Consider the following 24,946-nt stretch of genomic DNA (forward strand, 5'->3'; position numbering starts at 1 on the left):
CGTCCACAACGGTTGCTCCCCAAGGCAACGCCGACCGAGCGCGAGCCACCGAACCGCCGACGGCACAGCGACTCGTCGGGGACGCCCCAGCCCTGACGGTTCTGACTCGGCCCGACAGTCCTGCCACGCCGGTGCCGACCGCCGCCGAGACCGCATCGGTCGCACAGCGGTCCGTCGGTACCGCGCCAGCCCTGCCCACAAGCACGCCCGCCCTGGCCCCAACTGCGCCTGTCCTGCCCTCGACCGCGCCGGTGGTGGCCGGAACCACGCCTGTGCTGGCTCAAACTGCGCCCGTGCTGGCTCAAGCCGCGCCTGTCCTGCCCTCAACGGTGCCCGTGGTGGCCCGAACCACGCCCGTGCTGGCTCAAACTGCGCCTGTCCTGCCCCCAACCGTGACCGTGGTGGCCCAAACTGTGCCTGCGCTGCCCCGAACCGCGCCCGTCCTGGCCCAAGCCGCGCACGTCCTGCCGCCAACCGCGCCCGTCCTGGCCCAAGCCGCGCCCGTTCCGACCCGAAGCGCGCCCGTCCTGCCCCGAGCCGAGCCCGTCGTGCAGCGGATCCCGGCTGCTCAGCCGCAAGCCCCGCCCGTTGTGGTGCAACCAGCCCCGGAACCGACGGTCGTGGTCGCCCGCACGCCTGACCCCGAACCCGTCCGGCACACCCAGGAAGCACCCGTCGTGCAGCGCAGCGAGGCACCCCAGCCCGTGGCGAGCCCAGGGCAGAACGCCGACGAGTTGCTCCGGAAGTTGTACGACCCCCTGCTGCGCCGGCTCAAGGCCGATCTGTGGCTCGACCGTGAGCGTCGTGGGGCGCTCACCGACCTGTGAGGACATGCCATGACCGCACCAGAGGAAGCTGTCGCCGTCTGCTTCTACGTGTCGGTGGACAAGGACGACCTGGGGCCCTTCAACAGTTGTGAGGGGCTCGGGTGCGAGTTCGTCATCGAGCAGCGGGAAGAGGGCGGCAACAACGGAATGGTGTGGCAGCTGCCCACGCGTATCAAGTACCCCAACGTGAAGCTGACGCGGCCGGTCACCAGTGACAGCCAGAAGATCACGAGCTGGATCGCCGGCATGGCGGCGGGGATCAAGCGGCGAACGGCGGTCATCGAGGCGAAGACTCTCGAAGGCAGGATCATCGCCAGCTGGTCGTTGGCCGAGGTGGTGCCGGTGCGATGGACGGGGCCGCAGCTCAGCGCCGAGCAGACCAAGGTGGCCACCGAGACGCTCGAGTTGGCGCATCACGGGTTCCTGGACGCGCGATGACCGTCACGTTCACGAGCGCGGGGTCGTCGGCGACCACGTCCAAGAAGATGGAGCACGCCACCATCACGGCGCACGAGCCGCCGAAGCCTGGCGGGCTGCAGAAGCCGGGGGCGCAGCTGGACGTCATCAAGTTCACCTTCAACCCCAAGGAACTCACGCTCGCCAAGAACGCCAAGTGGCAGCGGCAGGCGCAGCCCAACGCGGCCAAGGCGGGCGTTCCCGAGTTCAAGGGGGCCGAGCCTGCGAAGCTGAGCCTGGAGATCTTCCTCGACTCCACGGACACCATGGGCGACGCGACCATCAAGACCGTCGAGCAGCTCTTCAACCTCACGGTGCCCACAAAGGACAGTCGAAAGGACGGGAAGGGCACCCCGCCGTGGGTCATCTTCCAGTGGGGCACCACGAAGGGCTTCCCGAGCTTCGTCTCCAGCGTCTCGGCCAAGTACACGCTCTTCACACCCGGTGGGATGCCGGTCAGGGCGGTGTGCACGGTCAACCTGGAGGAGGTCAGCGGCGAACCCGGCGGGCAGAACCCGACCAGCGGTGCCCTGGCCGCGCGGGACGCTCACACGCTCACGGCCGGCGACTCGTTGCAGTCCTTGGCGTACAAGGCGTACGGCAACCCCGAGCTGTGGCGTCACATCGCCGAGGCCAACGACATCGACGACCCGATGCGGCTGCGGCTCGGCTCGACCGTGCTCGTTCCGGCGTTGGAGGAGATCCAGCATGGCTAACGAGAGCTTCGCCAACAACCTGGTCGTCGAGGTCGAGGGCAAGCCGCTGCCCGCGGACGTCAAGCTGCTGCTGACCTACGCCTACGTCGACGACAGCCGGAACCTGCCGGACATGTTCGTGCTGCGGTTCCGCGACCCCGGTCACGTCGTGCTCGCCAAGGGGCACTTCACGATAGGCGCGAAGGCCGCCCTCAAGGTCCAGACGGCCGACCCCGGCGGGCCGAAACCGCTGATGAGCGGCGAGATCACCGCCGTCGGCATCGAGCTGGACGCCCAGGGCACCTTCACCGAGGTCCGTGGTTACGACGAGGCGCACCGGCTGTTCCGCGGCAAGCGGGTCGCGGTCTACCCGAACATGACGGTCAGCGACGTCGTCAAGAAGGTCGCCGAACGCGCGAACATCAAGACGGGCTCGATCGACAACGTGCCCGGCTTCGGCGGCAGGCCGGACACCCAGCTGAGCCAGGACAACGTGAGCGACTGGGAGTTCCTGAGCCGCCTGGCGAGAACCGTCGGCGCGCAGATCGCGGTCAAGGACGGCAAGCTCGACTTCAAGCTGCCGGAACCGCCCGCGTCGGCGCCGCAGACCAACGCCAAAGCCAAGTCCAACCCGCTCGTGCTCGAGATGCACAGCACGCTCGTGGCGCTCAGGGCGGGCATCACGACGGCGGGGCAGGTGCCGGAGGTCCAGGTCAGGGGCTGGGACTTCGAGAACAAGCAGGAGGTCGTGGCGACCGCCGTCCCGAACACCGCTGGTGTCGAGGTGCAGCAGGCCAACCCGACGGAGCTGGCCAAGAAGTTCAAGGCGCCGCCCCACCTCGAAGCCGGTCTGCCCTACCGGACTCACGCCGAGGCCAAGACCGCGGCGGAAGCGCTGGCGGCGCAGCTCGGCGGCTCGTGCGCGGAGCTCACCGGCGTGGCGAGGGGGAACCCGGAGCTCAAGGCGGGCGTGGCGGTGGCGCTCGCCAACGTCGGCGAACCGTTCCAGGGCAAGTACACCCTGACCAGCACCAGGCATCTCTTCGCCGAACACACCGGCTACACCACGGAGTTCACGGTGTCGGGCAAGCAGGAACGTTCGCTCTACGGCCTGGTCCACGGCACCACCGCCAAGCCCCTCAACGGACTCGTGCCCGCGGTCGTCACGAATGCCAAGGACCCGCTGCAGATCGGCCGCGTCCAGGTCAAGTTCCCGTGGTTGTCGGCCGACTTCACCAGCGTCTGGGCGAGGACCGTACAGCAGGGCGCCGGAGCGAACCGCGGCACGGTGATCCTGCCGGAGGTCGGCGACGAGGTGCTGGTCGGCTTCGAGCACGGCGACTTCGACGCGCCGTACGTGCTCGGCGGCCTCTACAACGGCAAGGACAAGCCGCCGAAGCTCGGCAAACCTCCGGTCGACAGCGGCAACGGCGAGATCGCGGCGCGCGGGTTCGTGTCCAGGAAGGGCCACAAGGTCGAGTTCGTCGAGGACGACGGCATCGTGATCTCCAGCGGTGACGGGAAGTTCGTCGTCAAGCTCGACCAGAAGTCGCAGAACGTCGAGATCACCAGCGGCAAGACCATCAACGTCAAGGCGCAGAACGGCATCACCGTCGACGCCGGCACCGGGCCGCTGGAGCTCAAGGGCCAGAAGGTGTCCGTCACGGCACAGACCGAGCTCAAGGCGGAGGGCACCCAGGTCAAGATCGCCGGTCAAGCGCAGACCGAGGTCACGGCCGGCGGTGTCCTCACCGTCAAGGGTTCCATCGTCAAGATCAACTGAGGAACTGACCATGCCACCCGCAGCGAGAGTCGGAGACCTGACCGGGCACCCCGGCGTCATCATGCCGCCCGGTGTCCCGACCGTGCTCATCGGCGGGCTGCCCGCCGCGACGGTCGGGAACCTGCACACCTGCTCGTTCCCGCCGCCCGCCGTGCACCCGCCGACGCCGATCATCCCGCCGGGCTGCCCGACAGTGCTGATCGGCGGCAGGCCCGCGGCCCGCGTGGGCGACATGAGCGGCTGCGGTGCGCCGATCCTGCCGCCCGGCTGCCCGACCGTCCTGATCGGAGGGTGACCAGGTGGACTTCATCGGCAGGGGCCTCAGCTTTCCCGTTCGCACCGACGCGACGGGATCGGTGGCGCTCGTCGACGGCGACCGCGAGATCGTGGAGAGCATCCGGCTGATCCTCGCCACCGCGCCGGGGGAACGCCCGATGCGGCCCGAGTTCGGCTGCGCGATCCACGACCTCGTGTTCGCGCCCGCGGACTCCACGACGGCCGGGCAGATCGCCTACGAGGTGCGGCAGTCGCTGGAGCGGTGGGAACCGCGCATCGACCTGGCCGACGTCGTCGTCGACTTCGCCGAGGTCGACAGCGGCACCCTGCTGATCGACATCCGCTACACGCTGCGCAACACCAACGACCCGCGCAACCTCGTCTTCCCGTTCTACGTCATACCGCCGCACGAGGACGGTGCGTGATGCCGCTTCCCTTGCCGAACCTGGACGACCGGCGCTTCCAGCAGCTCGTCGACGAGGCCAAGCGCCGCGTTCAGCAGCACTGTCCCGAGTGGACCGATCACAACGTCTCCGATCCCGGCGTCACGCTGATCGAGGCCTTCGCGCACATGGTCGACGAGCTGATGTACCGGCTCAACCGCGTGCCGCGGCTGCACTACCTCAAGTTCCTCGACCTGATCGGCGTCAAGTTGTTCGCTCCGACCGCCGCACGCGTGGACGTCACCTACTGGCTGTCCGCACCTCAGCCGGCACCCGTGGAGGTCCCGCGGGGCAACCAGGTCGCGACCCAGCGCAAGGGTGTGGAGGAACCCGTAGTCTTCACCGTCGACCGCCCGCTCACGATCGTGCCCTGCGAGCTCTCGCACCTGGCCACCGCGACCGCGAACGGCCAGCCCGTCGACCGCACCGACGACCTGAAGGCGGGCAAGGAACCATCCGCGTTCAGCGAGCAGCCGGAACGTGGCGACGCCGTGCTGTTCGGCCTGTCCACCGCGGTCCCGGGCTGCGCGGTGCTGCTCAGGTTCGACTGCGAGCCGATGGGCTCCGGCATCAACCCCGACGACCCGCCGTGGGTGTGGGAAGCCTGGACGAGCGAGGGCTGGACCGCCTGCGAGGTCGACCACTTCACCAACGGCGGCTTCAACTCCGCGGGTGACGTCGTCGTGCACGTCCCCCAGGGCCACACCACGTCGATCCTGGTCAGGCAGCGCGCGGGCTGGCTGCGCTGCCGTGCCGCGGAAGTGTGGCAGGGCCAGCCGTTCTACCAGCGCTCACCGAAGATCCGCGACGTCACGGCGGCGACGATCGGCGGCACGACCGAGGCCGTGCACGCCGATGTCGTGCGGGGCGAGACCCTCGGTGTCTCGGAAGGTGTTGCGGGTCAGCGGTTCCCGCTCGCCCGCACGCCGGTCGTCGCGGGTGCGCCGATCACCGTCGAGGTCGCCACCACCGACGGCTGGGAGACCTGGACCGAGGTTCCCGCGTTCGTCGAGTCGGGGCCGGAGGACCGGCACTTCCTGCTGGACAACATCGAGGGCCAGATCATCTTCGGCCCTGCGGTGCGGCAGCAGGACGGCACGCTCCGGCATTACGGCGCTGTGCCCGCGAAGTCCGCGGCGATCCGCGTCCCCGAATACCGCACCGGTGGCGGGCTGCGGGGCAACGTCGCCCGCAACCTCGTGACCGTGCAACGGGATCCGGTGCCGTTCGTGAGCAACGTGACCAACCGCAAGCCCGGCAGGGGCGGTGTCGCGGGGGAGTCGGTCGAGGACGCGGCCCTGCGAGGCCCGCTGTCGCTGCGGACGCGGGACAGGGCCGTGACGGCCGAGGACTACGAGATTCTCGCGCGAGAAGCCGCTCCGGAGGTCGCACGCGTGCGGTGCGCGCCGGGCGACGACGGCGTGCGCGTGCTGGTCGTGCCCGCTGTTGCCGAGCACGAGGAGCCGAACTTCGCGGCGTTCCAGGTCGACCAGGAGACGCTCGAACGCATCGCCCGGCACCTCGACGCGCGGCGGTGTGTCGGGGCGCGGGTGAGCGTGGAGCCGCCGTTCTACCAGGGTGTCACGGTCGTCGCGGACCTCAAGGCGCGCAACGGGACGCCGACCGAGGCGGTGAGGGCCAGGGCGATGGACGCTTTGGGCGACTACCTCGACCCGATCCGCGGTGGCGCCGACGGCGACGGCTGGCCGTTCGGGCGGCCGGTGCACTCGGGTGAGGTTTACGCGGTGCTGCAACGGATCCCGGGCGTCGAGCTGGTCGAGGACGTCCGGTTGTTCGCGGCGAACCTGCTGACCGGGGAGAGGGGACAGTCGGTGCAGCGGGTCGACCTGCCTCCCAACGGCTTGGCTTTCTCCTACGGGCACCAGGTGCGAGTGGTGAGGAGCTGACATGTGCACCGCGATCGGAGGTCTCATTTCCCCGTCACCCCGCCGGGCGGCAGGTGGCGGTGGGCGAGGGGGCGGTAATGCGTAGTGCTGTGGACGACCTGATTTCCCCACATCCCCTCGGCGAGCGGATGCCCGCCGTCTACACCGACGACGACTTCACCCAGCGCTTCACCCAGGCCCTCGACGAGGTCGTCGCCCCGGTCTTCACCGTCCTCGACTGCTTCGCCGCCTACCTCGACCCGCGCCTCGCCCCCGCGGACTTCGTCGACTGGCTGGCCGGCTGGGTGGCGCTGGACCTCGACGAGAGCTGGACCTCGGCCCAGCGCCGCGAGCTGGTCGCCAGAGCCGTGCGGCTGCACAGGTTCCGCGGTACCAGACGAGGCCTGGCCGAACACGTCTGGCTCCTCACCGGCGGCCGGGTCGACATCGCGGACAGCGGTGGCATCGCGGTGTCCCAGCGCCCGCACGGCCCGATCCCGGGCAGTTCCCCCGCGCACGTGCTGATCCGCATCCGGGTGCCGAACCCGGCCGCGGTCGACAGCGTGCGGATCACCGCGGCGGTGCGCCGGATGGTGCCCGCCCACGTCGCCACGACCATCGAGGTGACCACATGATCGTCTGCCAGACCTGCGGAGAGCACAACGCGCCCAACGCGGAGTTCTGCGGCAACTGCGGCGACTTCCTGAAGTGGACTGGTGCCAGGGTGCAGACGGGCGCGGTCCGTCCGGACGACGCGCCGCAGCCGCAGCCGCAGCCGCACCACCGTCCACAACAGACGATGCGGCGGCAGGCCCGGCCGGGTGATCTGATCTGCGGCCAGTGTGGCTCGGGCAACGTGCCCACCAGGAAGTTCTGCGGCGTCTGCGGTCAGTCGCTGCACGACGCGGTCACGCGGAAGCAACCGTGGTGGAAGCGCTGGGTGCCGAGGCGAGGCCCGACGTACAAGAAGCACGGCAGCCGGCCGCGTCGCGTCAAGCGAACGACCAAGGTCCGCCAGGGCATCGGCAAGGCCTTCCGGTGGGCGCTCGCGGTCGTGGTGCTGCTGTTCGGCGGGCTGTACGGGTTCTCCCCGCCGTTCCGCAGCAACGTCAACACCCAGGTCGTCCAGGCCAAGGACGCGGTCGTCGATCTCTTCGTCGAGGACTGGGTGCCGGTGCGGCAGAGCTCGCTCACGGCGTCCCAGGAACGCCCCGACCATCCCGCCGCGCTGGCCATGGACAACGACTACGGCACCTACTGGGCGGCGCCCGACGCGAAGACCGCGGCGCTGACCATCCAGTTCGACCACGCCACCGACCTGCGCCGGATGATCGTCTACAACGGCAACCCGAAGAAGTACCTGGGAACCGCCCGGCCGCAACGCCTCACGCTGGTGTTCGACACCGGCAAGACCTTCGACATCCCGCTCACCGACTCGGCGGAGCAGCAGCACCACGACATCAAGAACGGTGACGGCGTCAAGCAGGTCCAGGTGCTCATCGCGGGCGTCTACCCGTCCAGCGAGAGCACCGACGTGGTGATCAGCGAGATCGAGCTGTTCCAGAAGCAGGTGAAGTGACCATGCGCGTACTTCCGTTGGTGCTCGTGGCGCTGCTCGCCACGCCGGTTCCCGTCAGCCGGGCCCAACCGGCACCCGAGCCGGAGCCGTTCAAGATCGGTTTCTCCAGTTCGGAGAACGACGACCGCGATCTCTTCACCGTCGACAGCAACGGAAACACGCGCACCAACCTCACGAAGAGCCCTGGCAGCCAGCAGGAACCGGCGTTCTCTCTCGACGGCACCAAGCTCGCCTACGCCGACGGCGACCACATCGTGATCGCCAACGCCGACGGCACGAACCCCAGGCGCCTCAACACCGAAGCCCGACCGCAGTCTCAACCCGCCTGGTCCCCGGACGGCACGATGATCGCCGCCGTCACCCGCGTCCCGGACGGCGAGGGCACCAGGCCGATCATCCAGATCCACCGCGTGTCCGATGGCGCCAAGACCGGTGAGATCCCGATTCCCAGCCACCTCAGCGCCCGCGACACCCAGCCGGACTGGTCACCCGACGGCAAGACCATCGCGATCACCCGGCGCTCCGGCAACATCATCCCGCCGCGGCCGGAGATCACGGTGCCCGACACCGATCGCCCGTCCCGTCAGGGCAGCACGTTCGACCTCGAGCAGGTAGTGCACACCTCGCGCATCCCGCCGAAGCCGGACGTTGTGGTGCTCATCGACATCAGCGGCTCGATGCGCGACGAGCTGACAGGTGTGCAGGACCAGCTGGGAAAGATCATGGAGGAGGTCAAGACGCTGCAGCCGGAGACCAGGTTCGGCGTCGCCACCTACGCGGGCGCGGAGAACAAGGACGAGGCGTTCCACCGCCGCCTGGAGCTGACCGACAACGTCGACAAGGCCGTGGCCGCCGTCAAGGCCATCGACCTGGTCACGGACCCCGAGTCCACGGAGGTGTGGGCGAACGCGCTGATCGAGACCGCCACCCGCGAGTTCGAGTTCCGGTCCGACGCCAGCAAGGTCGTCGTGATCATCGGTGACGAGCCGACCGCGGAGAACCTCGTCACCGGCAAGGACTCGGTCGAGAACGCCATCGTCGAGCTCAAGCGCGCCAACATCCGCACCGTCGGTGTCGACAGCGGCGACGCCCGGGTCGGGCTCAACTCGAAGAAGCAGATCGACGAGATCATCAAGGACCCCAAGGGCTCGCTGCAGAAGTACGTGAAGGGCGCCGGCCCGGAGAAGATCCGCGCGGCGATCCTCGACGGCATCAAGGACCTCGACGTCACGGTCACGCCGGTGCCGAAGTGCGACACCGGTCTCACCGTCGAGCTGACCCCGCCGGGACCGGTCACCGGCCAGAGCGGCGAGGACGTGAAGTTCGCCGAGAAGTTCACGGTCTCCCCGAGCACCACTCCCGGCACCACTTTGCGTTGCACCATCGAGTTCCGGCTCAACAACGAGCCCACGGCCCGCCCCGGCCACGTCCAGACCGTCACCGTGCGGGTGGCCGACCTGGTCAAGCCGGTGGTGCGGGTCGACGACGTGACAGTGCAGGCCCAGGACGGCGCCGATGTCGCGGTCACCTACCAGGCGAGCGCCACCGACAGCCAGAACCGTCCGCTCACGCCGGTCTGCACACCGCCGTCCGGCTCGAAGTTCCCGATCGGCGTCACCCGAGTCACCTGCACGGCGACCGACGCCCAGGGCAACACCGGCACCGACACCGCGCTCGTCACCGTAATCTCGGCCGCTCCGGACGGCCCCGAGGTCTGGCTCGTCACACCGGACGGCAGCGCGCAGATCAACCTGTCCCAGCGCTTCGGCGAGCCGTGCCGCAACCGGCCCGGCGAGGATCCGGCGTGGTCGCCGGACGGCAAAACCCTCGCCGTCACGCAGGACGGGCAGATCTGCGCGGTCGACGCCGACGGCACCGGCGCCCGTGTGATCGTCAGGACCGGCTCCAACGTCGAACGCCCGAGGAGCCCGGCGTGGCTCCCGGACGGCACCAGGATCGTCTTCGCCGCGTCGGACGTGGAGTCGCCACCGGACCTGTGGACGGTGGCCGTGCAGAACGGCACACCGCGATCGCTCACCAAGAACGCCAGTCAGCCCGCGGTGCGACGACTTCCGCGGCTCACGGTGACCACGACCGCGACACCGGCCGAGATTCCGTTCAACGGCAAGTCGACGATCGAGGTCGTCGTGGCGAACACCGGTTTCGCACCCGCACCGGCCACGCTCACCGTGACCGTGCCGGAAGGCCTGACGGGCGGGCCGGCCGGTGGTGACCTCGGCACGATCGCACCGGGCGACCGGAAGGTCGTCAGCGGAGAAGCCACCGGTGTCACGGCGGGAGAGCACGTGATGACTGCCGCGGTCGGCACGATCACGTCCAGGGTCACCGTGAAGGTGCTGGAACGAACGGGATCGCTTTCGCTGGCGATGTCGGCGAGCCCGCGGCCGGCGTTCGTCGGCGGTGACGACGTGACCGTGACGTTCAAGCTGCTCAACAGTTCGGGCTCGACGCTCACCGACGTGCGGGTGGTCGCCTCCGCGTTCGGCTGCGACCCCGAGTGCGCGGTCGGCACGCTCGGACCCGACGGTCAGACCGAGGTCAGGTTCACGATCCCGGCCACCCAGGCCGTCGACCGCGAGCTCGTCGGCGTCGTGATCGCCACCGGGCCGGACGAGGACGCGGCGGACAACGTCGCCACCACGCAGATCGTGATCAAGCAGCCGACACTGACCCTCGACCAGCAGGCGGGTCCGCTCGGCGGCGTGGTCTCGGTGCAGGGCAAGGACTTCCCGCCGGGCGCCAGGGTGCGGCTCGGCTGGAACCCCGGCATCTCCGAGACACCGGGGGAGATCGTCACCGCCGACGGCACGTTCTCCGCGCAGATGCTGGTCTTCCACAACGACACCGAAGGAACCCGGCAGGCGACCGGTACCTCCGTCGGGGGCACGAGGTTCGGCGAGGTGAAGTCGGGCGACTTCCTCGCGCTGCCGAGCACCGTGCAACCGTCGGACTTCGTCGTACGCGGCTGATCGGGCTTCCCCAACGGGCAGAGATGGGCGCACCCGGTCACGCCTCCACCGCCGCTGTGCGGCGACAGGGAAAGAAGGAGACTGCCAGTCATGGGAGCAACAGCGACACTGTCCACTTCGGACCTTGCCGTCGCACCGGGCGGGGACGTCACCTGCCAGGTGATGGTGCGCAACGCGGGCGAGCTGGTGGACCAGTTCACGGTCGACGTCGTCGGCGACGCCGCGTCGTGGAGCCACGCCGAACCGCCGGTGGTGAACCTCAACCCCGGTGAGTCCGCGCCCGTGCTCATCCGGTTCGCCCCACCGCGCGCCACGGGCGTCTACGCGGGCTCCGTCCCGTTCGGAGTCCGCGTCATCTCGCGCGAGGACCCGCACGGCTCGGTCGTCGAGGAAGGCGTCGTCACGGTCGGCGCGTTCACCGACGTGGCCGCCGAACTGGTGCCCGCAAAGGCGGAGGGCGGACGGAAGGCCAAGTACGAGGTCGCCGTCGACAACGTGGGCAACTCGCCCGCGCTGCTGCGGCTGCGGGCCATCGATCCGGAGGACGAGCTGGACTTCCGGCTCGACCGCTCGGAGATCTCGCTGCCACCGGGCACCACCGCGTTCGTGCGGCTGCAGGCCAAGCCGCGCAGGACGTTCCTGCGCGGTGAACCGAAGCGGCATCCGTTCCAGGTCGAGATCATGCCGGAGCAGGGCGACCCGCTGCTGGCGCAGGGCACGATGGTCCAGCGGCAGCTGTTGCCGAAGTGGTTGCTGCCGGCCCTGATCGCACTGCTCCTGCTCGCGGGTGCGCTGGCGGCGCTGTGGTTCAGCGTGCTCAAGCCCGCCGTGAAGTCCGCTGCCCGTGAGGCGATGCAGCAGGAGAGCGCGGAGATCAAGCAGAAGAGCGAGGACGCGGCCGGCGCGGCGGGAGCGGCCAAGGAGGAGTCGAAGAAGGCGGCGGCCAACGCCGAGCAGGCACTGGGCGCGCTGGGCCTCAAGCCGGGCGACACGAGCGGGACGCCGACGCTGCCCAAGCCCGCGGAGAAGGGCGAGTCCGTGACGTTCCGGATCGACGTCACCGCGCCGATCGTGGCGAACACCAGTTCGTTCACCGAGGTGTCCTTCACCCCGCCGGACGACAAGAAGACCGTTCTGGTCAAGGACATCTTCTTCGAGAACGCCAAGGGCGACACGGGAACGGCCCAGCTCGTCCGGGACGCGAACGGGACGCGCACCGTCATCAGGGTCATCGGGCTCGGGAACTTCCGGGACCGCGACGAGCACGTCCAGGAACCGCTGCGGTTCCAGCCGGGCGAGAAGATCGTGTTCCGGGTTAGCTGCCAGAACCCGCAGCCCAAGGGCGCGTGCACGCCTTCGGTCGTCCTCAACGGGCGGGCGGAATGACGTCAGCGGCGAGGTCGATGAAGGGAACCATCCTGTGGCTGAAGGTTCCCTTCATCGTCCTAGATGAGGCCTTCGCGGAGTGCGAAGGCTACTGCGTGAGCGCGGTTGCGCAGCTGGAAGCGGTTGGTGATGTCGTGCAGGATCGACTTCACCGTCCGCTGCGAGTAGCACAGCCGCTCCGCGATCTCCCTGGTCTCCAGACCGTCGGCGATCATCCGCAGCACTTCGGTCTCCCTGCTGGACATACCGGCGAGGTTGAGCCCGTTGGGGCGCAACACGTTGCGCTGCAGCTGGGACACGCGGCCGAGCAACCGGCCGAGCAGGTCCGCGGGCAGCGACCCCTCCCCGGCGTGTGCCGCGCGGATCAACCGGACCAGCGTGTCCGGGGTGGCGTCGGAGCGGCGCAGCACTGCGGAGACACCGCTGCCGACGATGTCGAGCAGCTCGGAGTCGGCCACGTCACCGGCGACGAGCACGATGCCGGGATTGGGCTGGCACTGCAGCTTTCTGAGCAGTTGCAGCACGTTCTCGTCGAGACGTTCCGCGACGACGAGCGCGACGCAGCTCTCCGCGGTCTCCGGTTCGACGAGCCGGATCTCCGGCCGGGAGCGCAGTGCGACGGTCACGCCGGCGCGGGTGATGGAGTCGGTGGCGTGCAGGACGACGGTGACGGGCTCGGCGTTCATCAGCTCCCCTTCTGACGGCGGCACAACAATCATCCGACCGGGAACGTCCCGGTCGTCAGGGGCAGTCATCCCGATGTGTCCCGGAACAGGTTTACGGCCTGAGCACGGTCCGCGACCTGCAGCTTGCGGAGGATGTTGGACACGTGGTTGCGGACGGTTTTGGTGCTCAGGAACAACTCCTTGGCGATCGCGGCGTTGCCCTTGCCGTCCGTCATGAGGCGGGCGACCTCGCGCTCGCGCCCGGTGAGCTCCGGGAGCGTGCTCGGACGTGGTGCTGTCGCGAAGAAGTCGAGCAACCGCGTGGCGACGGCAGGGCTGAAGATGGCCTCACCCTCGCCGACCGCGCGCACAGCGTCCACAATCTGTTGGGGACGCGAGGACTTCACCAAATACCCCCGAGCACCGGCTTTCATCGCCGCGAACACGGATTCGTCGTCCTCGAACATCGTCAGCACGAGCACGCGTGCGGACGGTTGTGCCGCGACGATCCGGCGCGTCGCCTCCACACCGCCGAGATCCGGCATGTTGAGGTCCATCACGATCACCTCGGGTTGCAGCTGCTGCGCGAGCTCGACGGCAGCGGTGCCACCGGAAGCCTCGCCGACGACCTCGATGCCGTTGTCGATCAGGGTGGCCATCACGCCGCGGCGGAACAGCGGGTGGTCGTCCACGACCAGCGCGCGCAACGTCATGACAGGGGCAGTGCGGCCGCGAGTCTGGTGCCGCCGTCGAGGCCGGGCTCGACGCGACAGTTCCCGCCGAGATCGCTGGCGCGCTGCCGCATCGACGCGAGCCCCACGCCCGCCGCCACCTCGGCCGCTCCCACACCGTCGTCGACCACCTCGACGTGCAGTTCGGCGTCGAACCACAGCCGCACCTGGCACGTGCGCGCCTCGGCGTGCGTCACGACGTTCGTCAGCGCCTCGCGGATGATCCGGTACGCGGCGACGCTCACCGCGTCGGGCAGCGGCGGAATCTCGCCGAGCAGCACGACGTCGATCGCGACGTGCAGCCGCGAGCGCAGCACGGCGACGAACCGCTCGACCGCCCCGGTCAGGCCGTGCTTCGCCACCGAGGCCGGGTTCTCGCTTGCCACCAGCGCCTTGATGTCGTCGATCGCGGAGTGCATCTCCTCTTCGAGCACCGCGAGCATGCGCGCCGCCGCGGCCGGGTCGGAGGTGAGGAGCTGCCGTGCCGACCGCAGCCCCAGGGCGACAGCGGCGAGTGACGGGCCGACACCGTCGTGGAGATCTCGCAGCACCGCCCGGCGTGCTTCGGCCGCACTCCGGGCGCACGACTCCGCTGGGACGATGAATTGGCGGCGCATGCTCCCTCCCTCCCCGAAGATGACGTCGTTCCTGCGTCAGCACCCGTTTCGGGTATTCCCGATGGTGTGACGCCAAGTCCCCTGAACGGCCCATTCACCGCTGTGGCGGGAGTGGGTGACGGGGTTCTCCGCACTTCGATGGAAGCGTTGGCGGCCCTGATACAGCCAGGTGGAGAAGCCAAATGGCCCGATGAGCGGTACGAGGTATTTGTGGGCCGAATGGGTGCTCCATACAGGTATGGGAGTCGAGGTCCACGACCCTCGCTGGCTCGCCGCCGTGCCGGGTGCCGAGCTCGTGGTCGGGCTGGACGATGTGGGTGAATGCGCCGCGAACAGTCACCGGGTGACCGTGTTGATCGACCTCGTGCCGTCGAACGTGTCATCGCTGCGGGAAATGGCCGCTTACGCCGTGGGGAAGGGTGCACGCAAGGTCCGCGTGCGGCCGTACGGCGTCGATCGGGTCGATCTCGTCTACGCGGCCGTGGAGCTGAATCGTGTCGCCGAGGACGACGCCGTCGAGGTGCAGTTCGACGTCACGTCCGCCGCGCTGCTGCGGTCGGATCCGTCGGCGTTCGTGCGCGTCGATCCGCTCGTGGTCAAGGCGGACGGGACGGTCGTGCCGATCTGCGTGGGCCTGGAGCAGTACGCGCTGGGGTCGCTGGGATCGTTGGACGAGTTGCTGGCGCAGTGGGACCCCGAGCCGGTCAGGGACCTGTGCCGGGTCGCGCTGGGACGCGCGCTGGCCGACACCGGCCCGCTGGTGTCGTGGTACGAGCACCTCACCCGGACAGCAGCGCTGATGCGGGCCGCGTGTTGATCACCATCTTGGGCGTGACGCCGCATTCCTCCGCCCGCGCGCAGCCGTAGTTCAGCCAGTCCAGCTGGCCGGGCGCGTGCGCGTCGCTGTCGATCGAGAACGTGCAGCCGGCGTCGACGGCCAGGCTCAGCAGCCTGCGCGGCGGATCGAGGCGCTCCGGCCGTGAGTTGATCTCGACGGCCGTGCCGTGCTCCGCGCAGGCCTCGAAGACCCGTACCGCGTCGAACTGGGACTCCGGCCGGCCCCTGCCCACGACGAGCCGGCCGGTGCAGTGGCCGAGGATGTCGACGTGCGGGTTCGACACCGCGGTCACCATCCGTTCGGTCATCTCCGCCTTCGGCATCTTCAGTTTCGAGTGGACACTCGCGACCACGATGTCCAGTCGCTCCAGCATGTCGTCGTCCTGGTCGAGCGAGCCGTCGTCGAGGATGTCGACCTCGATGCCGGTGAGGATCAGGAACGGCGCCAGTTCCACGTTCAGCTCGGCGACGACCTCCAGCTGCTTCTCCAGCCGGGCCCTGGACAGTCCATTAGCGACGGTCAGGCGCGGCGAGTGGTCGGTCAGCACCATGAACTCGTGGCCGAGGTCGCGGGCCGCCTCCGCCATCTCCCTGATCGGGCTGCCGCCGTCGGACCAGTCGGAGTGGACGTGGCAGTCGCCCTTCAGCCTCGCGCGGAGCTCCTCGCCGCCGGAGAGGTCGACGTGCCGCAGCTTCGCGAGGTAGGAGGGTTCGCGGTTCGCCAAGGCGTCCAGGACGACACCGGCCGTCGCCTTCCCGACGCCTTTCAGATCGGTGAGCGTGCCGAGTTTCGCGCGTTTCTCGACCTCCACCGGGTCGAGGTCCGCGATGACGGCGGCCGCCCTGCGGAAGGCCTGGACGCGGTAGGTCGGCTCGCCCGCCCGTTCGAGGTGGAACGCCACCTGCTTCAACGCCTTGACCGGATCCATACCTCTTCCTACCAAAATCGCACTCCACACGCCGTGTATGGGGTTTCCCGGCAGATAAGCGGTGCTCGTTGTCGCCCGGCACGGCGGCCCATAGTTTCGCGGCCATGGCGAGCAACCCGTTTTCGCTGATAGGACACGTCGCGCTGGTCACAGGCGGAACCCGTGGCATCGGTCTGGAGTCGGTGCGCGCGCTGGCCCGTGCGGGGGCGAGCGTTGCCGCGGCCGAGACGACCAAGGAGGCCGCTCCGGCTGTCGAGCGCTTCGGCCGCCTCGACGTGCTGGTGAACAACGCCAGTGCCGCACCGCCGTTCGGCCCGGCAGGAATCCGGGTGAACGCGGTGGCGCCCGGCGTGGTCCGCACCGATTTTTCGGCGGCGATCGTCGCCAGCGAGGACCTGCACGCCGCGGTGGTCGCGAAGACCTCGCTGGGACCGGTGGACGAGGCCTCCGCCTACACGACCGGTTCGATCCTCGTGGTCGACGGCGGGACGGTGGCGTGATGGAGCTCGTACCGCTGGGCACGATGACCGCGAGGTTGCGGAAGCCCTACACACTCCCGAAAACGCCAGCCGGCGACCGTTTGATCTACGAGGTCGAGTCGGGAACGTTCGAGGGCGAGCGGTTGCGCGGCACGATGCACGGCACGTCGACCGCGGACTGGCTGACCATCGGCCCGGACGGCACCGCGACCCTGGACGTCCGTTCCGTGCTGCGCACCCACGACGACGCTTTCGTGTATCTGCACTACTCGGGACGTGTCGACGTCTCGAATGGCTTCGGCGCGCCGCTCTACGCCGCTCCTCTCTTCGAGACCGGCGACGACCGCTACCGCTGGTTGAACCGCGTGCAGGCCGTCGCGAAGGGTGTCCTCGACGGCCTGGTCCTCACCTACGAGGTGTGCGAGGTGCGGTGAAATTCACCCGACCTTCGGCGGGTATCGATCGGGTCGGCGACTGCGGAAGCGTCGTCGCCGACCAACGATCGGAGGGGTGTCGCGGTGAGGAAGCGTTGGGGCGCGGCGGCTTTGGCCGCCCCGCTGTTCATGTCCCTGGTGGGAACGGCCCATGCGGAGCCGGGTCCGTTGGACGAGTACTACAACCAGACAGTCGCCTGGGCGGAGTGTCCTGCCGGGTGGGTGTCGCCGTCGACCGGTGTCGAGTGCGCCACGGTGATCGTGCCGATGGACTACAGGAATCCGGGCAACGGCAATCTGGAGATCGCGATCTCCCGCAAGAAGGCCACAGATCCGGCGCGTCGTAGAGGTGTGCTGCTGACGAACCCCGGTGGGCCGGGCGGATCCGGGCTCGGCGCGGTGCACTGGTTCAACGCGCAGACCGAGGTGCTGAAGATCTACGACGTGATCGGCATGGACCCGCGTGGCGTCGGCCGTTCGACTCAGCTGCGGTGCATCTCCACGTCCTCGGAGGCCGAGTTCCCGTCGCGCCCGAAGGATTCCCAGCTGTCCAACTGGTCCGACTACGCGCGTGCCGTCGAGGCGAACTGCCAGCGCGGCGGCGGCGAGATGCGCCGGTTCGTGTCGACGATGAACACCGCCCGCGACATGGACGTCATCCGCGGAGCGTTGGGGGAGAAGAAGGTCTCGTACGTCGGGTACTCGTACGGAACGCAGCTCGGCGCCGTTTTCGGCTCCATGTTCCCGAAGTCGCTCGACCGCAGCGTGCTGGACTCCGCTCTGGACCCGCTGAAGACGTGGCACGAGCAGGACGTCGACGTGGTGGACGCGATAACCGACAACCTGAAGAAGTGGACGGAGTGGACCTCCGCCCGCAACTCCACCTACGGGCTCGGCACCACGCCCGCCGCGGTGCGCGGAGAGCTGGACGCGATCGCGGAGAAGCTGAAGTCCGGCCCGTTCGGCGGGTACGCGGACGTCTCGTCGTTCGACTACGCGGTGGGAGCCACCCGCTACCGGCGTTCGTGGGCCGCGTTCTCCCGCCACATCGCCTCGATCAAGGCGGGAGTCGCCGATCCCGGTGAGGCTTCGGCGATCGTCGCGGCGCTGAAGAAGGGCGACATCGAGCCCACCTCCGCCGGCACGTACCAGGCCGTCACCTGCGAGTGGGACTGGTTCACCGACGTCAACACCTACTACAACGACATGAAGCGGTGGCGCGACACCAACCCGTACGGCGGGACCGTCGACTACATGGCGCCGACCAACTGCACGTTCCGCGCGTTCCAGCGGCCGGAGAGGATTCCCGCCATCACGCGGAAGTACCCGGCGGGCATCGTGATCAACTCCGACGGCGACACGCAGACCCCGCTCGCCAACGGGCGGGTCATGGCCGAGCACCTCAACGTGCCGCTGATCAACGTGTCCAACGATGGTCAGCACGGGCACTACGCGTTGCGTCGCAACGCCTGCGTCGACGCTCTGGTCAACAAGTACCTGGTGTCCGGGATTCTGCCGGGGTCGCGGGTGACGTGCGCCGGGACGGACATCGCGGAGAACGTGCCGCCGGGTCAGGCCGTTTCGCTGGCGCAGCAGTCTTCCCGGCCGTTGAGCGAGATCCTGGGTGAGATAGCGGCGGAGCCCAAGCCGTTCTAGGGAGGGTGAGGGAGCTCCGCACGGAGCTCCCTCGCTGCTCAGATCGCGTACGGCCCGAACCGGCCCCACGCGACGAAGGCCGCGGCGATCAGCAGGACCGCGTTGAACGCGATGCCCTGCAGTTCCTTCCTCGACCCACGGCAGTTGCCTGACGAGTTTCTCGCGCGGCTGGTCGCGCTGCTGCTCCAGTCCTTCCGGGCGCCGGGGCACGGCCCACTGCCCGACCCGCCCTCGCCTCGTGCCGTCTACCGGTCCATGCTGCGCGCCGGGCGGGCGTGCCGCGGCGCGCAGGAACGGCGATCAGGCGAACCAGGTGCCGCCACCGGTCTGCCGGTAGCCGAGCGCCCGGTACACGGCGTCCACAAGGGACTGTCCGCGTTCGTTGACGCCGAGCCCCGGCCCCTGCCGGTTCATCGCGTAGCCGAACGAGAGCCGCGCCCGAGGATCGGCGAACCCGAGCGAGCCGCCCATCCCGTTGTGCCCGAAAGCCTCCTCGCTGATCAGCAGGCCCTCGCGGTCGTTCGGCGGCAAATACGAGTTGTCGGTGGCCTTCTGGAACCCGAGCGCGAACCGCGACGGCACCCCGACCACGGCGTCGAGCCCCGCCACGACGACGTTCGACATCTGCGGGAGCTGCTGCGGCTCCACCAGCCGCACGCCGTTGTAGGAGCCGCCGAGCGCCAGCGGCCGGTACATCCCGGCGAGCCCGCGTGCGTTCGAGATGCCGCCGATCGCGCCCATTTCCGCGCTGTGTGCTGCCCGTGAGTCGGACTCGCCCGGCGCCATGTAGCCGCCGTTGTTGAGCAACATCAGGCCGGGCACCGACTCGGGCTCCGTCAGAGCGGTGACGAACAACGACGGCAGCAGCACGCCCGGTTGTGTCGGGTCGACCGGGATCGTGTGCGCGACATGGGGTTCGAGGTCCTCCGGCAGTCCCATCCAGAAGTCGAGGCCGAGCGGCCCGGACACCTCCTTCTCGAAGAACTGGCCCAGCGACTGCCCCGTGACGCGGCGGATGATCTCGCCGACCAGGAACCCGAACGTCAGGCCGTGGTAGCCGTGCCGCGTGCCCGGCTGCCACAGCGGTTTCTGCGCAGCGAGCGCCGCGGTGACGAGTTCCCAGTCGTAGAAGGCGCCGGCGGGCAGCCACTCGGTGAGCGCGGGCAGGCCTGCCTGGTGGCTCAGTACGTGCCGGACGAGCGTCGCGTCCTTGCCCTCGGCGCCGTACTCCGGCCAGTACCGGACGACCGGCGCGTTGAGGTCGAGTGCGCCGCGCGAGGCGAGGATGTGCGCGCAGAGCGCGGTCGCGGCCTTGGTGCACGACCACACGTGGACGATGGTCTCCTCCGACCACGGCTGACCCGTGAGGGGGTCGGCGACACCACCCCAGAGGTCGACGACGGGCTCGCCGTCGAGGGTCACGTGCACGGAGGCGCCCACCTCGCCGCGTTCGGCGAAGTTGCGTTCGAACTCGGTGCGCACCTCCGCGAACTGCGGGGCGCAGGTTCCCTGGATCGACATTGACCCTCCTCGGGCGGAAAGCGGCGGTTGCCTCAATGCCATCACCGAGAGGAACCACGGGTCAGTAGGGAACCCTCAGCGGCTAACGCGTCCGGTCGTACGGTCCTACCGAGAGTGACTGATCGCGCACGGAAAGCGGGACCCTGCCGAGCTGAGCCACCCACGTGGAAGACTCAGCGCTGCTCCGCCGAAGCTCGCCGGGAGGCCGTCATCGTCGACACCCCGCTCCGCGCCGCGACCCGGAGGACCGAACTCCGCGGACGGGAACCGGAACTGCGCACGATCCTCGACTGCGTGGACGCGGCACCCGCGACCGGCCTCGTCGTGGTGCGGGTCAGCGGAGAACCCGGCATCGGCAAGACCAGCCTGCTCGCGGAGATCGCCCACCGCCTGCGCGAGCGCCGCTGCGGCGTGCTCACTTCGGCGTCCGACGTGCTCGGCAAGCGCATCCCGTACGGCGCGGTGGTCGCGTTGGTCCGTTCCCTCGTCACACCGCTGGACAAGCTCCGCGCAGATGCCTTGTCCGCACTGGAGTTCTCCGCGACGGAGGACTCCGGCGCCTGGTTCGGTCGTGCCTGCGACCGGGTGGTGCGCCTGCTGACCGAGCTCACGGCGGCGCGCCCCGCGGCGTTGCTGATCGACGACCTCGACCACGTGGACGACGACTCCCTGGCCCTGCTCACCCTGGTGCTGCGCAGGGTCTCGGCAGCGCCACTGGTGCTGGTCACCGCGAGCCGTTCGCACACCAGCGAACCCGGCGCCGAAAGCCTGCTGGACCGGGTGGAACAGCACGCCGACGTGCTGCGCATCGATCTCGCCCCGCTCTCCGACGCCGACGTGGCCCGCATCGTCGAGTCCGTCCTGCAGACCCCGGTCGACGAGGCTCTCGCCCGCGAGGTCGGGCAACGATCCGACGGCAACCCGTTCTTCGTCACCGAGATCGCCCGCTCGTTGAAGGAGCTCGACCTCGTGACGGTCGACAACAACCGGGCCCGCCTGGCCGTCTCCCCGGACGCGATCCGCCTGACCCGCCGCGAGGCCGTCCTGCGCCGCGTGGCCCCGCTGGAGAACGACACCCGCCTGGTGGCCCGCGCCGTCTCCGTCTTCCGCCGGGTGCGCCTCGACCAGATCCCGCTGCTGGCCCGCGTGGCCTCACTGCCGGAGGCAACGGTCGTCGCCGCGTTCGACGAACTCCTGCGCGCCCACATAGTCGTTCACGACGACGAGCGCGGCTACCGCTTCTCGCACGCCCTGGTGGGTGAGGCCCTCTACCACGAGGTCGGCCCCGCCCAACGCCGTCACCTCCATTCCCTGATCTCCGCCCGCCTGCTGGAGGACCGTTCCCAGGGCCTGCCGGTGGACCTGCTCCAACTCGCCTGGCACCTGGCCGAGTCCGCCGCCCCCGGCGACCGCGCCGCCGTCGAGGTGCTGGCCGACGCCGCCTCCGTGGCCCGCGCCACCGCACCGGAAACCGCGGCCGCCCTGTGCACCCGAGCCCTGCGACTGTTGCCCCGCAACGCCCCCGAACGCTCCGACCTGCTCGCCCTGCAGTGCCGCGTGCTGGCCAGGGCCTCACGCCCCGCGCTGGCCATCGAACCCGGGCTGGCCGCCCTGGACTCCATGGCGCCGGGCCAGGAACGCACGCGGGTGGCCACCGCCGTGATCTCCTCGCTGTTCTCCGTCGGCCGGACAGCGGAAGCCATGGCACTGGCCGACGAGGAGGTGGCGAACGGCCCGGCCTCTCTGCAAGCCCAGCGAGCCGTGCTCCTCGTCTACAACAACCGCCACGAGGACGCCGTCGAGGAAGTGGCCCGCATCGAGGCACTCCCGATCAGCTCGCCGGCCGAAGGCGTGATCGTCTTCGAGCACCTGGCGATGCTCTCCTCGTTGTTGTTCCAGCACGACCGCACGGTCGAGTACGCCAACCGTGCACTGTCCTATTGCGACGATCAGCCGATGCTCGAACTGCAGGCACTCTCCGTCTGCGCCTCGATCACCTCACTGGCGGGCCTGGTCCACGACGCCTCCTGGCGTCTGCGCCGAGCCGAGGAACTGGTCGACCAGGTCGGCTCCCACGGCTTCCGGGCCGAACGAGCCGCCTCCCGCGTCGCTCTCGACTGGCTGGGCGGCCACTGGGACGCCGCGCTCGACGGCATCGGCCGCTGGCTCCCCGACGTGGAAGCCGCCCAGGCCGACCAGGCCCTGGGCGTGCTGCAGGCCGTCGAGCTCTCGATCCGCACCTGGCGCGGCGAACTCGACGTGGCGGCCCGCCTGGCCTCGCTGCCCGCCCCGCAGTCGGTGAACATCTCCAAGCTCCACGCCGCGGCCCACGCCGAGTACCTGATCGCGCGAGGCGAGATCGACGAGGCCTACGCCCTGCTCGCGGGCGCCATCGGCAGCCGTCTCGAGTCCGCCTACTCCTGCGTCCTGGTTGCCCGGATGATCGAGCTCGACCTGGAACGCGGCCGCACCGACTCGGCCCTGGAATCCCTGGACCGCCTGGCTTCCGTGTCGCCGACCAGGGTGTCGCCGTGGTCGCGCACGACCATCCGCCGGGTGACGGGCGTGGTGCGGCAGGACGCGGACCTGCTGCGGGAGGCGGTGTCCGAAGCCGCCACGGGTGGCCTGGAGTTCGAGAAGGCCCGCGCCCAGCTGGCTTTGGGCGAGATCGCGAAGGACGAGGTCCCGGTTCTTCTCGAGGCCTACACGGCTTTCCAGCGCCTGGGCGCCCACGGCCTGCGCCGCCAGGCGGGCAACCGTTTGCGTGCGCTGGGCGCCAAGGTTCCGCGAGCCCGCTCGAAGGCGCCCGGCCTGCTCACGGAGGCCGAGGAGAACGTGGCCCGGTTGGTGCAGCAGGGAATGCGCAACCGCGACATCGCCGCCGCCCTGCACTACAGCCCGCGGACGATCGAGGTCTACCTCTCGCGGATCTACGCGAAGCTGCACGTCTCGTCCCGCCTGGAACTGGCCCGCGTGCTGGACGCGATGCAGCAGCGCTAACCAGGAGGCACGACCCGGCCGAGTCGTTTGCTCACGCCCTCCTCCTGGTAGTTGGCCACGGTCTCGGCGAGCTGCAGGCACGCGCGTTCGATGGCCTCACGGGCCTGGTTGCGCTCGCTCGTGACGGCGCTCAGGATCAGCCCGGTCAGCGCCACCGAGCCGTTGAACGCCTGCAGCACGATCATCGTGGTCAGCAGGTCGGCCGAGGCGAAGTGACCGTTGGCCGCGGACATCACGGCGGCCACGGAGGTGATCGCGGCGCACGGTGCGGCGATCGCGTGCTGGAACCGCAGGGCCGCCCAGATCAGCATCGGGAACACCAGGAACAGCAGCCGCATCTGCGACGTGGTCACGAACGCCGCCAGGGCCGCGGTGGCGACGAGCAGCGACGCGGCCTCCGCGAACCGTCTCGGCTGAGCGTTCCACCGCCGGGGAAGCGTCAGCAGCAACGGTGTGAACACCAGAACGCCCATCGCGTCGCCGGTCCACCACACCGACACCACCGCTGGCGCCTCGTGCCACGGGATCACGCCGTCGAGTCTCAACGCCATCGTGCCGACCACCGCGCTGATCAGCATCGCGCCCAGCGCACCGGTGAACACGAGCAGCAGCGCGTCCTTCAACCTGTCGAGCTGGGGCCGGAACCCGAAGCGCGTCAACAGGAACCAGGCGGTCAACGGCGCGGCGGTGTTGCCGATCGTGATCAGCACGGTCGCGCCTGGCCCCGTGCCGAGCGCGATGTTCGCGGTCAGCGCGCCGAGCGCGATGCCTGGCCAGATCCGCAGACCCGACATCAGCAACGCCGCCACGGAGATCCCTGTGGGGAGCCACAGTGGAGTGACCTGGCCCTTGACCAGTGCCAGGACCAGTCCCACCTTCGCCGTCGCGTAGTAGGCGACGGCTACCGCGAGGATCATCACGGTGGTGCGGAGTGCGGCGTTCACCGGCACATGCTGCACCCGTGCACACATGTCCGCCAGACCTCGCAACAGGGCGTACCCGGTCGGACTCAGTCCGTAGGTTTCTTAGTTGTCGTGGAAGCCGCACTACAGCCCGTCGTGCACGCGACGTGAGATGGGTTGCATGCGCACAGCCGAGGCGGTCGACGAGATCCGGGTCGAGGAAGGCGGGCGCCGCGTGGTGGTGGTCGCCGGCCGCCTGCGCCTCCCGGTCTCCGCGGGCGTCACCGACGACCAGGCGCTGATGCTGGCCAGAGCGGGCACCACGGCCTGGCACCTGCTCCGCACGTGCGCGCACCTGAGGCCGGACGAGTCGATCGTCGTGCACGACGCCGCGAGCGAGGTCGGGGCGATCGCGGTCCAGCTGGCCCGTAGTTTCGCCGCCGGACGCGTGATCGCCACCGAGTCCAGCCAGTCCCGGCGGCGCAGGGCGGTCCGGCTCGGCGCGGACGTCGCCGTCGAGTCCGATCCGGACGGTCTCGCCGAACGGGTGATCCAGGCGAACGAGGGCAAACAGGTCGACGTCGTACTCGATCCAGGAGGCACGGTGAAAGCCTCGCTGGACGCACTCGCGCCGTTCGGCCGGATCGTCTGCTATGGCGCTGACCAGGACGAATCCATCAAACTGACGGGTCTGCTCGGCGGGTCGCAGGCGGTCATCGGGTTCCGTTTCGAGCACACCCTGGAACGACCCGACATGATCGCGAGAGCTGTCAGTGAGCTGTTCGGGTTGACCTCGGCTGGGCGATTGCGTCCAGTGGCAGGCGACTAGTACCCGTTAGGAAGCCGGAATTAGG

General features: G+C 69.4%; 23 protein-coding genes. 17 read left to right on the plus strand and 6 right to left on the minus strand.

The window, feature by feature from the left end; genetic code table 11:
- Positions 1–401 precede the first annotated feature (401 nt).
- From JOD27_RS39310 to JOD27_RS39360, 11 genes are all read left to right on the plus strand, one after another.
- Complete coding sequence (locus tag JOD27_RS39310; protein ID WP_204767442.1) at positions 402–827, plus strand: hypothetical protein; 426 nt, start codon at positions 402–404, stop codon at positions 825–827.
- Between the two features lie 9 nt (positions 828–836).
- Positions 837–1,265 (plus strand): phage tail protein, encoded by a 429-nt coding sequence (locus JOD27_RS39315; RefSeq protein WP_204767443.1) that lies wholly within the window; start codon positions 837–839, stop codon positions 1,263–1,265.
- Positions 1,262–1,999, plus strand: a complete 738-nt coding sequence (locus JOD27_RS39320; RefSeq protein WP_204767444.1) for a CIS tube protein — start codon at positions 1,262–1,264, stop codon at positions 1,997–1,999. The genes JOD27_RS39315 and JOD27_RS39320 overlap by 4 nt, the downstream gene beginning before the upstream one ends.
- A complete protein-coding gene (locus JOD27_RS39325) occupies positions 1,992–3,761 on the plus strand; it encodes a VgrG-related protein (RefSeq protein ID WP_204767445.1) in 1,770 nt (589 codons plus the stop codon). Before JOD27_RS39320 ends, JOD27_RS39325 begins: the two co-directional genes overlap by 8 nt.
- Positions 3,762–3,771: 10 nt before the next feature.
- Positions 3,772–4,056, plus strand: a complete 285-nt coding sequence (locus JOD27_RS39330; RefSeq protein WP_204767446.1) for a PAAR domain-containing protein — start codon at positions 3,772–3,774, stop codon at positions 4,054–4,056.
- Between the two features lie 4 nt (positions 4,057–4,060).
- Positions 4,061–4,462 (plus strand): GPW/gp25 family protein, encoded by a 402-nt coding sequence (locus JOD27_RS39335; RefSeq protein ID WP_204767447.1) that lies wholly within the window; start codon positions 4,061–4,063, stop codon positions 4,460–4,462.
- Positions 4,462–6,387, plus strand: coding sequence for a putative baseplate assembly protein (locus tag JOD27_RS39340; protein WP_204767448.1), 1,926 nt, complete (start codon positions 4,462–4,464; stop codon positions 6,385–6,387). Before JOD27_RS39335 ends, JOD27_RS39340 begins: the two co-directional genes overlap by 1 nt.
- A 77-nt stretch (positions 6,388–6,464) precedes the next feature.
- Entirely contained in the window at positions 6,465–7,001 is a 537-nt protein-coding gene (locus tag JOD27_RS39345) for a phage tail protein (RefSeq protein ID WP_204767449.1), read from the plus strand.
- A complete protein-coding gene (locus JOD27_RS39350) occupies positions 6,998–7,945 on the plus strand; it encodes an NADase-type glycan-binding domain-containing protein (RefSeq protein WP_204767450.1) in 948 nt (315 codons plus the stop codon). Before JOD27_RS39345 ends, JOD27_RS39350 begins: the two co-directional genes overlap by 4 nt.
- Positions 7,946–7,947: 2 nt before the next feature.
- A complete protein-coding gene (locus JOD27_RS39355; protein WP_204767451.1) occupies positions 7,948–10,935 on the plus strand; it encodes a VWA domain-containing protein in 2,988 nt (995 codons plus the stop codon).
- 90 nt (positions 10,936–11,025) lie between these two features.
- Entirely contained in the window at positions 11,026–12,321 is a 1,296-nt protein-coding gene (locus JOD27_RS39360; RefSeq protein ID WP_204767452.1) for a COG1470 family protein, read from the plus strand.
- Between the two features lie 59 nt (positions 12,322–12,380).
- Here the strand turns inward: JOD27_RS39360 and JOD27_RS39365 are convergent, their stop codons facing one another.
- The 3 genes from JOD27_RS39365 to JOD27_RS39375 form a co-directional block, all read right to left on the minus strand.
- On the minus strand, positions 12,381–13,007 hold the full coding sequence (locus JOD27_RS39365) for a response regulator transcription factor (RefSeq protein WP_204767453.1): 627 nt from the start codon (positions 13,005–13,007) through the stop codon (positions 12,381–12,383).
- Between the two features lie 65 nt (positions 13,008–13,072).
- Positions 13,073–13,699 (minus strand): response regulator, encoded by a 627-nt coding sequence (locus JOD27_RS39370; protein ID WP_204767454.1) that lies wholly within the window; start codon positions 13,697–13,699, stop codon positions 13,073–13,075.
- Positions 13,696–14,334: a sensor histidine kinase gene (locus JOD27_RS39375; protein ID WP_204767455.1), complete on the minus strand. Its 639-nt coding sequence runs from the start codon at positions 14,332–14,334 to the stop codon at positions 13,696–13,698. Before JOD27_RS39375 ends, JOD27_RS39370 begins: the two co-directional genes overlap by 4 nt.
- A gap of 238 nt (positions 14,335–14,572) precedes the next feature.
- On the opposite strand from JOD27_RS39375, the gene JOD27_RS39380 reads away from it, so the two are divergent.
- On the plus strand, positions 14,573–15,151 hold the full coding sequence (locus JOD27_RS39380; RefSeq protein ID WP_204767456.1) for a hypothetical protein: 579 nt from the start codon (positions 14,573–14,575) through the stop codon (positions 15,149–15,151).
- Here the strand turns inward: JOD27_RS39380 and JOD27_RS39385 are convergent.
- Positions 15,114–16,100 (minus strand): PHP domain-containing protein, encoded by a 987-nt coding sequence (locus JOD27_RS39385; RefSeq protein ID WP_204767457.1) that lies wholly within the window; start codon positions 16,098–16,100, stop codon positions 15,114–15,116. The two genes, JOD27_RS39380 and JOD27_RS39385, sit on opposite strands and share 38 nt — an antisense overlap.
- 104 nt (positions 16,101–16,204) lie before the next feature.
- Between JOD27_RS39385 and JOD27_RS39390 the strand changes: the two genes are divergently transcribed.
- From JOD27_RS39390 to JOD27_RS39400, 3 genes are all read left to right on the plus strand, one after another.
- On the plus strand, positions 16,205–16,600 hold the full coding sequence (locus JOD27_RS39390; RefSeq protein ID WP_204767458.1) for an SDR family NAD(P)-dependent oxidoreductase: 396 nt from the start codon (positions 16,205–16,207) through the stop codon (positions 16,598–16,600).
- The gene (locus JOD27_RS39395) at positions 16,600–17,013 is read left to right on the plus strand and encodes a DUF3237 domain-containing protein (protein WP_204767459.1); all 414 of its coding nucleotides are present in this window, start codon (positions 16,600–16,602) and stop codon (positions 17,011–17,013) included. The genes JOD27_RS39390 and JOD27_RS39395 overlap by 1 nt, the downstream gene beginning before the upstream one ends.
- 84 nt (positions 17,014–17,097) lie before the next feature.
- Complete coding sequence (locus tag JOD27_RS39400) at positions 17,098–18,669, plus strand: alpha/beta fold hydrolase (protein WP_204767460.1); 1,572 nt, start codon at positions 17,098–17,100, stop codon at positions 18,667–18,669.
- 300 nt (positions 18,670–18,969) lie between these two features.
- Here the strand turns inward: JOD27_RS39400 and JOD27_RS39405 are convergent, their stop codons facing one another.
- The gene (locus tag JOD27_RS39405; protein WP_204767461.1) at positions 18,970–20,190 is read right to left on the minus strand and encodes a serine hydrolase domain-containing protein; all 1,221 of its coding nucleotides are present in this window, start codon (positions 20,188–20,190) and stop codon (positions 18,970–18,972) included.
- A 114-nt stretch (positions 20,191–20,304) separates the two neighbouring features.
- Here JOD27_RS39405 and JOD27_RS39410 point away from each other — a divergent pair, with 114 nt between their 5' ends.
- A complete protein-coding gene (locus JOD27_RS39410) occupies positions 20,305–23,190 on the plus strand; it encodes a helix-turn-helix transcriptional regulator (RefSeq protein WP_204767462.1) in 2,886 nt (961 codons plus the stop codon).
- Here the strand turns inward: JOD27_RS39410 and JOD27_RS39415 are convergent.
- Positions 23,187–24,134, minus strand: coding sequence for an MASE1 domain-containing protein (locus tag JOD27_RS39415; protein WP_204767463.1), 948 nt, complete (start codon positions 24,132–24,134; stop codon positions 23,187–23,189). The genes JOD27_RS39410 and JOD27_RS39415 overlap by 4 nt on opposite strands.
- A 139-nt stretch (positions 24,135–24,273) precedes the next feature.
- On the opposite strand from JOD27_RS39415, the gene JOD27_RS39420 reads away from it, so the two are divergent.
- Positions 24,274–24,921: a quinone oxidoreductase family protein gene (locus tag JOD27_RS39420; protein ID WP_204767464.1), complete on the plus strand. Its 648-nt coding sequence runs from the start codon at positions 24,274–24,276 to the stop codon at positions 24,919–24,921.
- Positions 24,922–24,946: the final 25 nt, after the last annotated feature.

The organism is Lentzea nigeriaca (assembly GCF_016907955.1).
Classification (GTDB): domain Bacteria; phylum Actinomycetota; class Actinomycetes; order Mycobacteriales; family Pseudonocardiaceae; genus Lentzea; species Lentzea nigeriaca.

Excerpts from the sequence above, each read along its gene's own strand:
- JOD27_RS39320 (WP_204767444.1), top strand. The coding sequence starts at position 1,262 with ATGACCGTCACGTTCACGAGCGCGGGGTCGTCGGCGACCACGTCCAAG.
- JOD27_RS39360 (WP_204767452.1), top strand. The coding sequence starts at position 11,026 with ATGGGAGCAACAGCGACACTGTCCACTTCGGACCTTGCCGTCGCACCG.
- JOD27_RS39395 (WP_204767459.1), top strand. The coding sequence starts at position 16,600 with ATGGAGCTCGTACCGCTGGGCACGATGACCGCGAGGTTGCGGAAGCCC.
- JOD27_RS39345 (WP_204767449.1), top strand. The coding sequence starts at position 6,465 with ATGCGTAGTGCTGTGGACGACCTGATTTCCCCACATCCCCTCGGCGAG.
- JOD27_RS39355 (WP_204767451.1), top strand. The coding sequence starts at position 7,948 with ATGCGCGTACTTCCGTTGGTGCTCGTGGCGCTGCTCGCCACGCCGGTT.
- JOD27_RS39365 (WP_204767453.1), bottom strand. The coding sequence starts at position 13,007 with ATGAACGCCGAGCCCGTCACCGTCGTCCTGCACGCCACCGACTCCATC.
- JOD27_RS39340 (WP_204767448.1), top strand. The coding sequence starts at position 4,462 with ATGCCGCTTCCCTTGCCGAACCTGGACGACCGGCGCTTCCAGCAGCTC.
- JOD27_RS39385 (WP_204767457.1), bottom strand. The coding sequence starts at position 16,100 with ATGGATCCGGTCAAGGCGTTGAAGCAGGTGGCGTTCCACCTCGAACGG.
- JOD27_RS39380 (WP_204767456.1), top strand. The coding sequence starts at position 14,573 with ATGGGAGTCGAGGTCCACGACCCTCGCTGGCTCGCCGCCGTGCCGGGT.
- JOD27_RS39325 (WP_204767445.1), top strand. The coding sequence starts at position 1,992 with ATGGCTAACGAGAGCTTCGCCAACAACCTGGTCGTCGAGGTCGAGGGC.
- JOD27_RS39315 (WP_204767443.1), top strand. The coding sequence starts at position 837 with ATGACCGCACCAGAGGAAGCTGTCGCCGTCTGCTTCTACGTGTCGGTG.
- JOD27_RS39350 (WP_204767450.1), top strand. The coding sequence starts at position 6,998 with ATGATCGTCTGCCAGACCTGCGGAGAGCACAACGCGCCCAACGCGGAG.
- JOD27_RS39370 (WP_204767454.1), bottom strand. The coding sequence starts at position 13,699 with ATGACGTTGCGCGCGCTGGTCGTGGACGACCACCCGCTGTTCCGCCGC.
- JOD27_RS39420 (WP_204767464.1), top strand. The coding sequence starts at position 24,274 with ATGCGCACAGCCGAGGCGGTCGACGAGATCCGGGTCGAGGAAGGCGGG.
- JOD27_RS39330 (WP_204767446.1), top strand. The coding sequence starts at position 3,772 with ATGCCACCCGCAGCGAGAGTCGGAGACCTGACCGGGCACCCCGGCGTC.
- JOD27_RS39390 (WP_204767458.1), top strand. The coding sequence starts at position 16,205 with ATGGCGAGCAACCCGTTTTCGCTGATAGGACACGTCGCGCTGGTCACA.
- JOD27_RS39375 (WP_204767455.1), bottom strand. The coding sequence starts at position 14,334 with ATGCGCCGCCAATTCATCGTCCCAGCGGAGTCGTGCGCCCGGAGTGCG.
- JOD27_RS39405 (WP_204767461.1), bottom strand. The coding sequence starts at position 20,190 with ATGTCGATCCAGGGAACCTGCGCCCCGCAGTTCGCGGAGGTGCGCACC.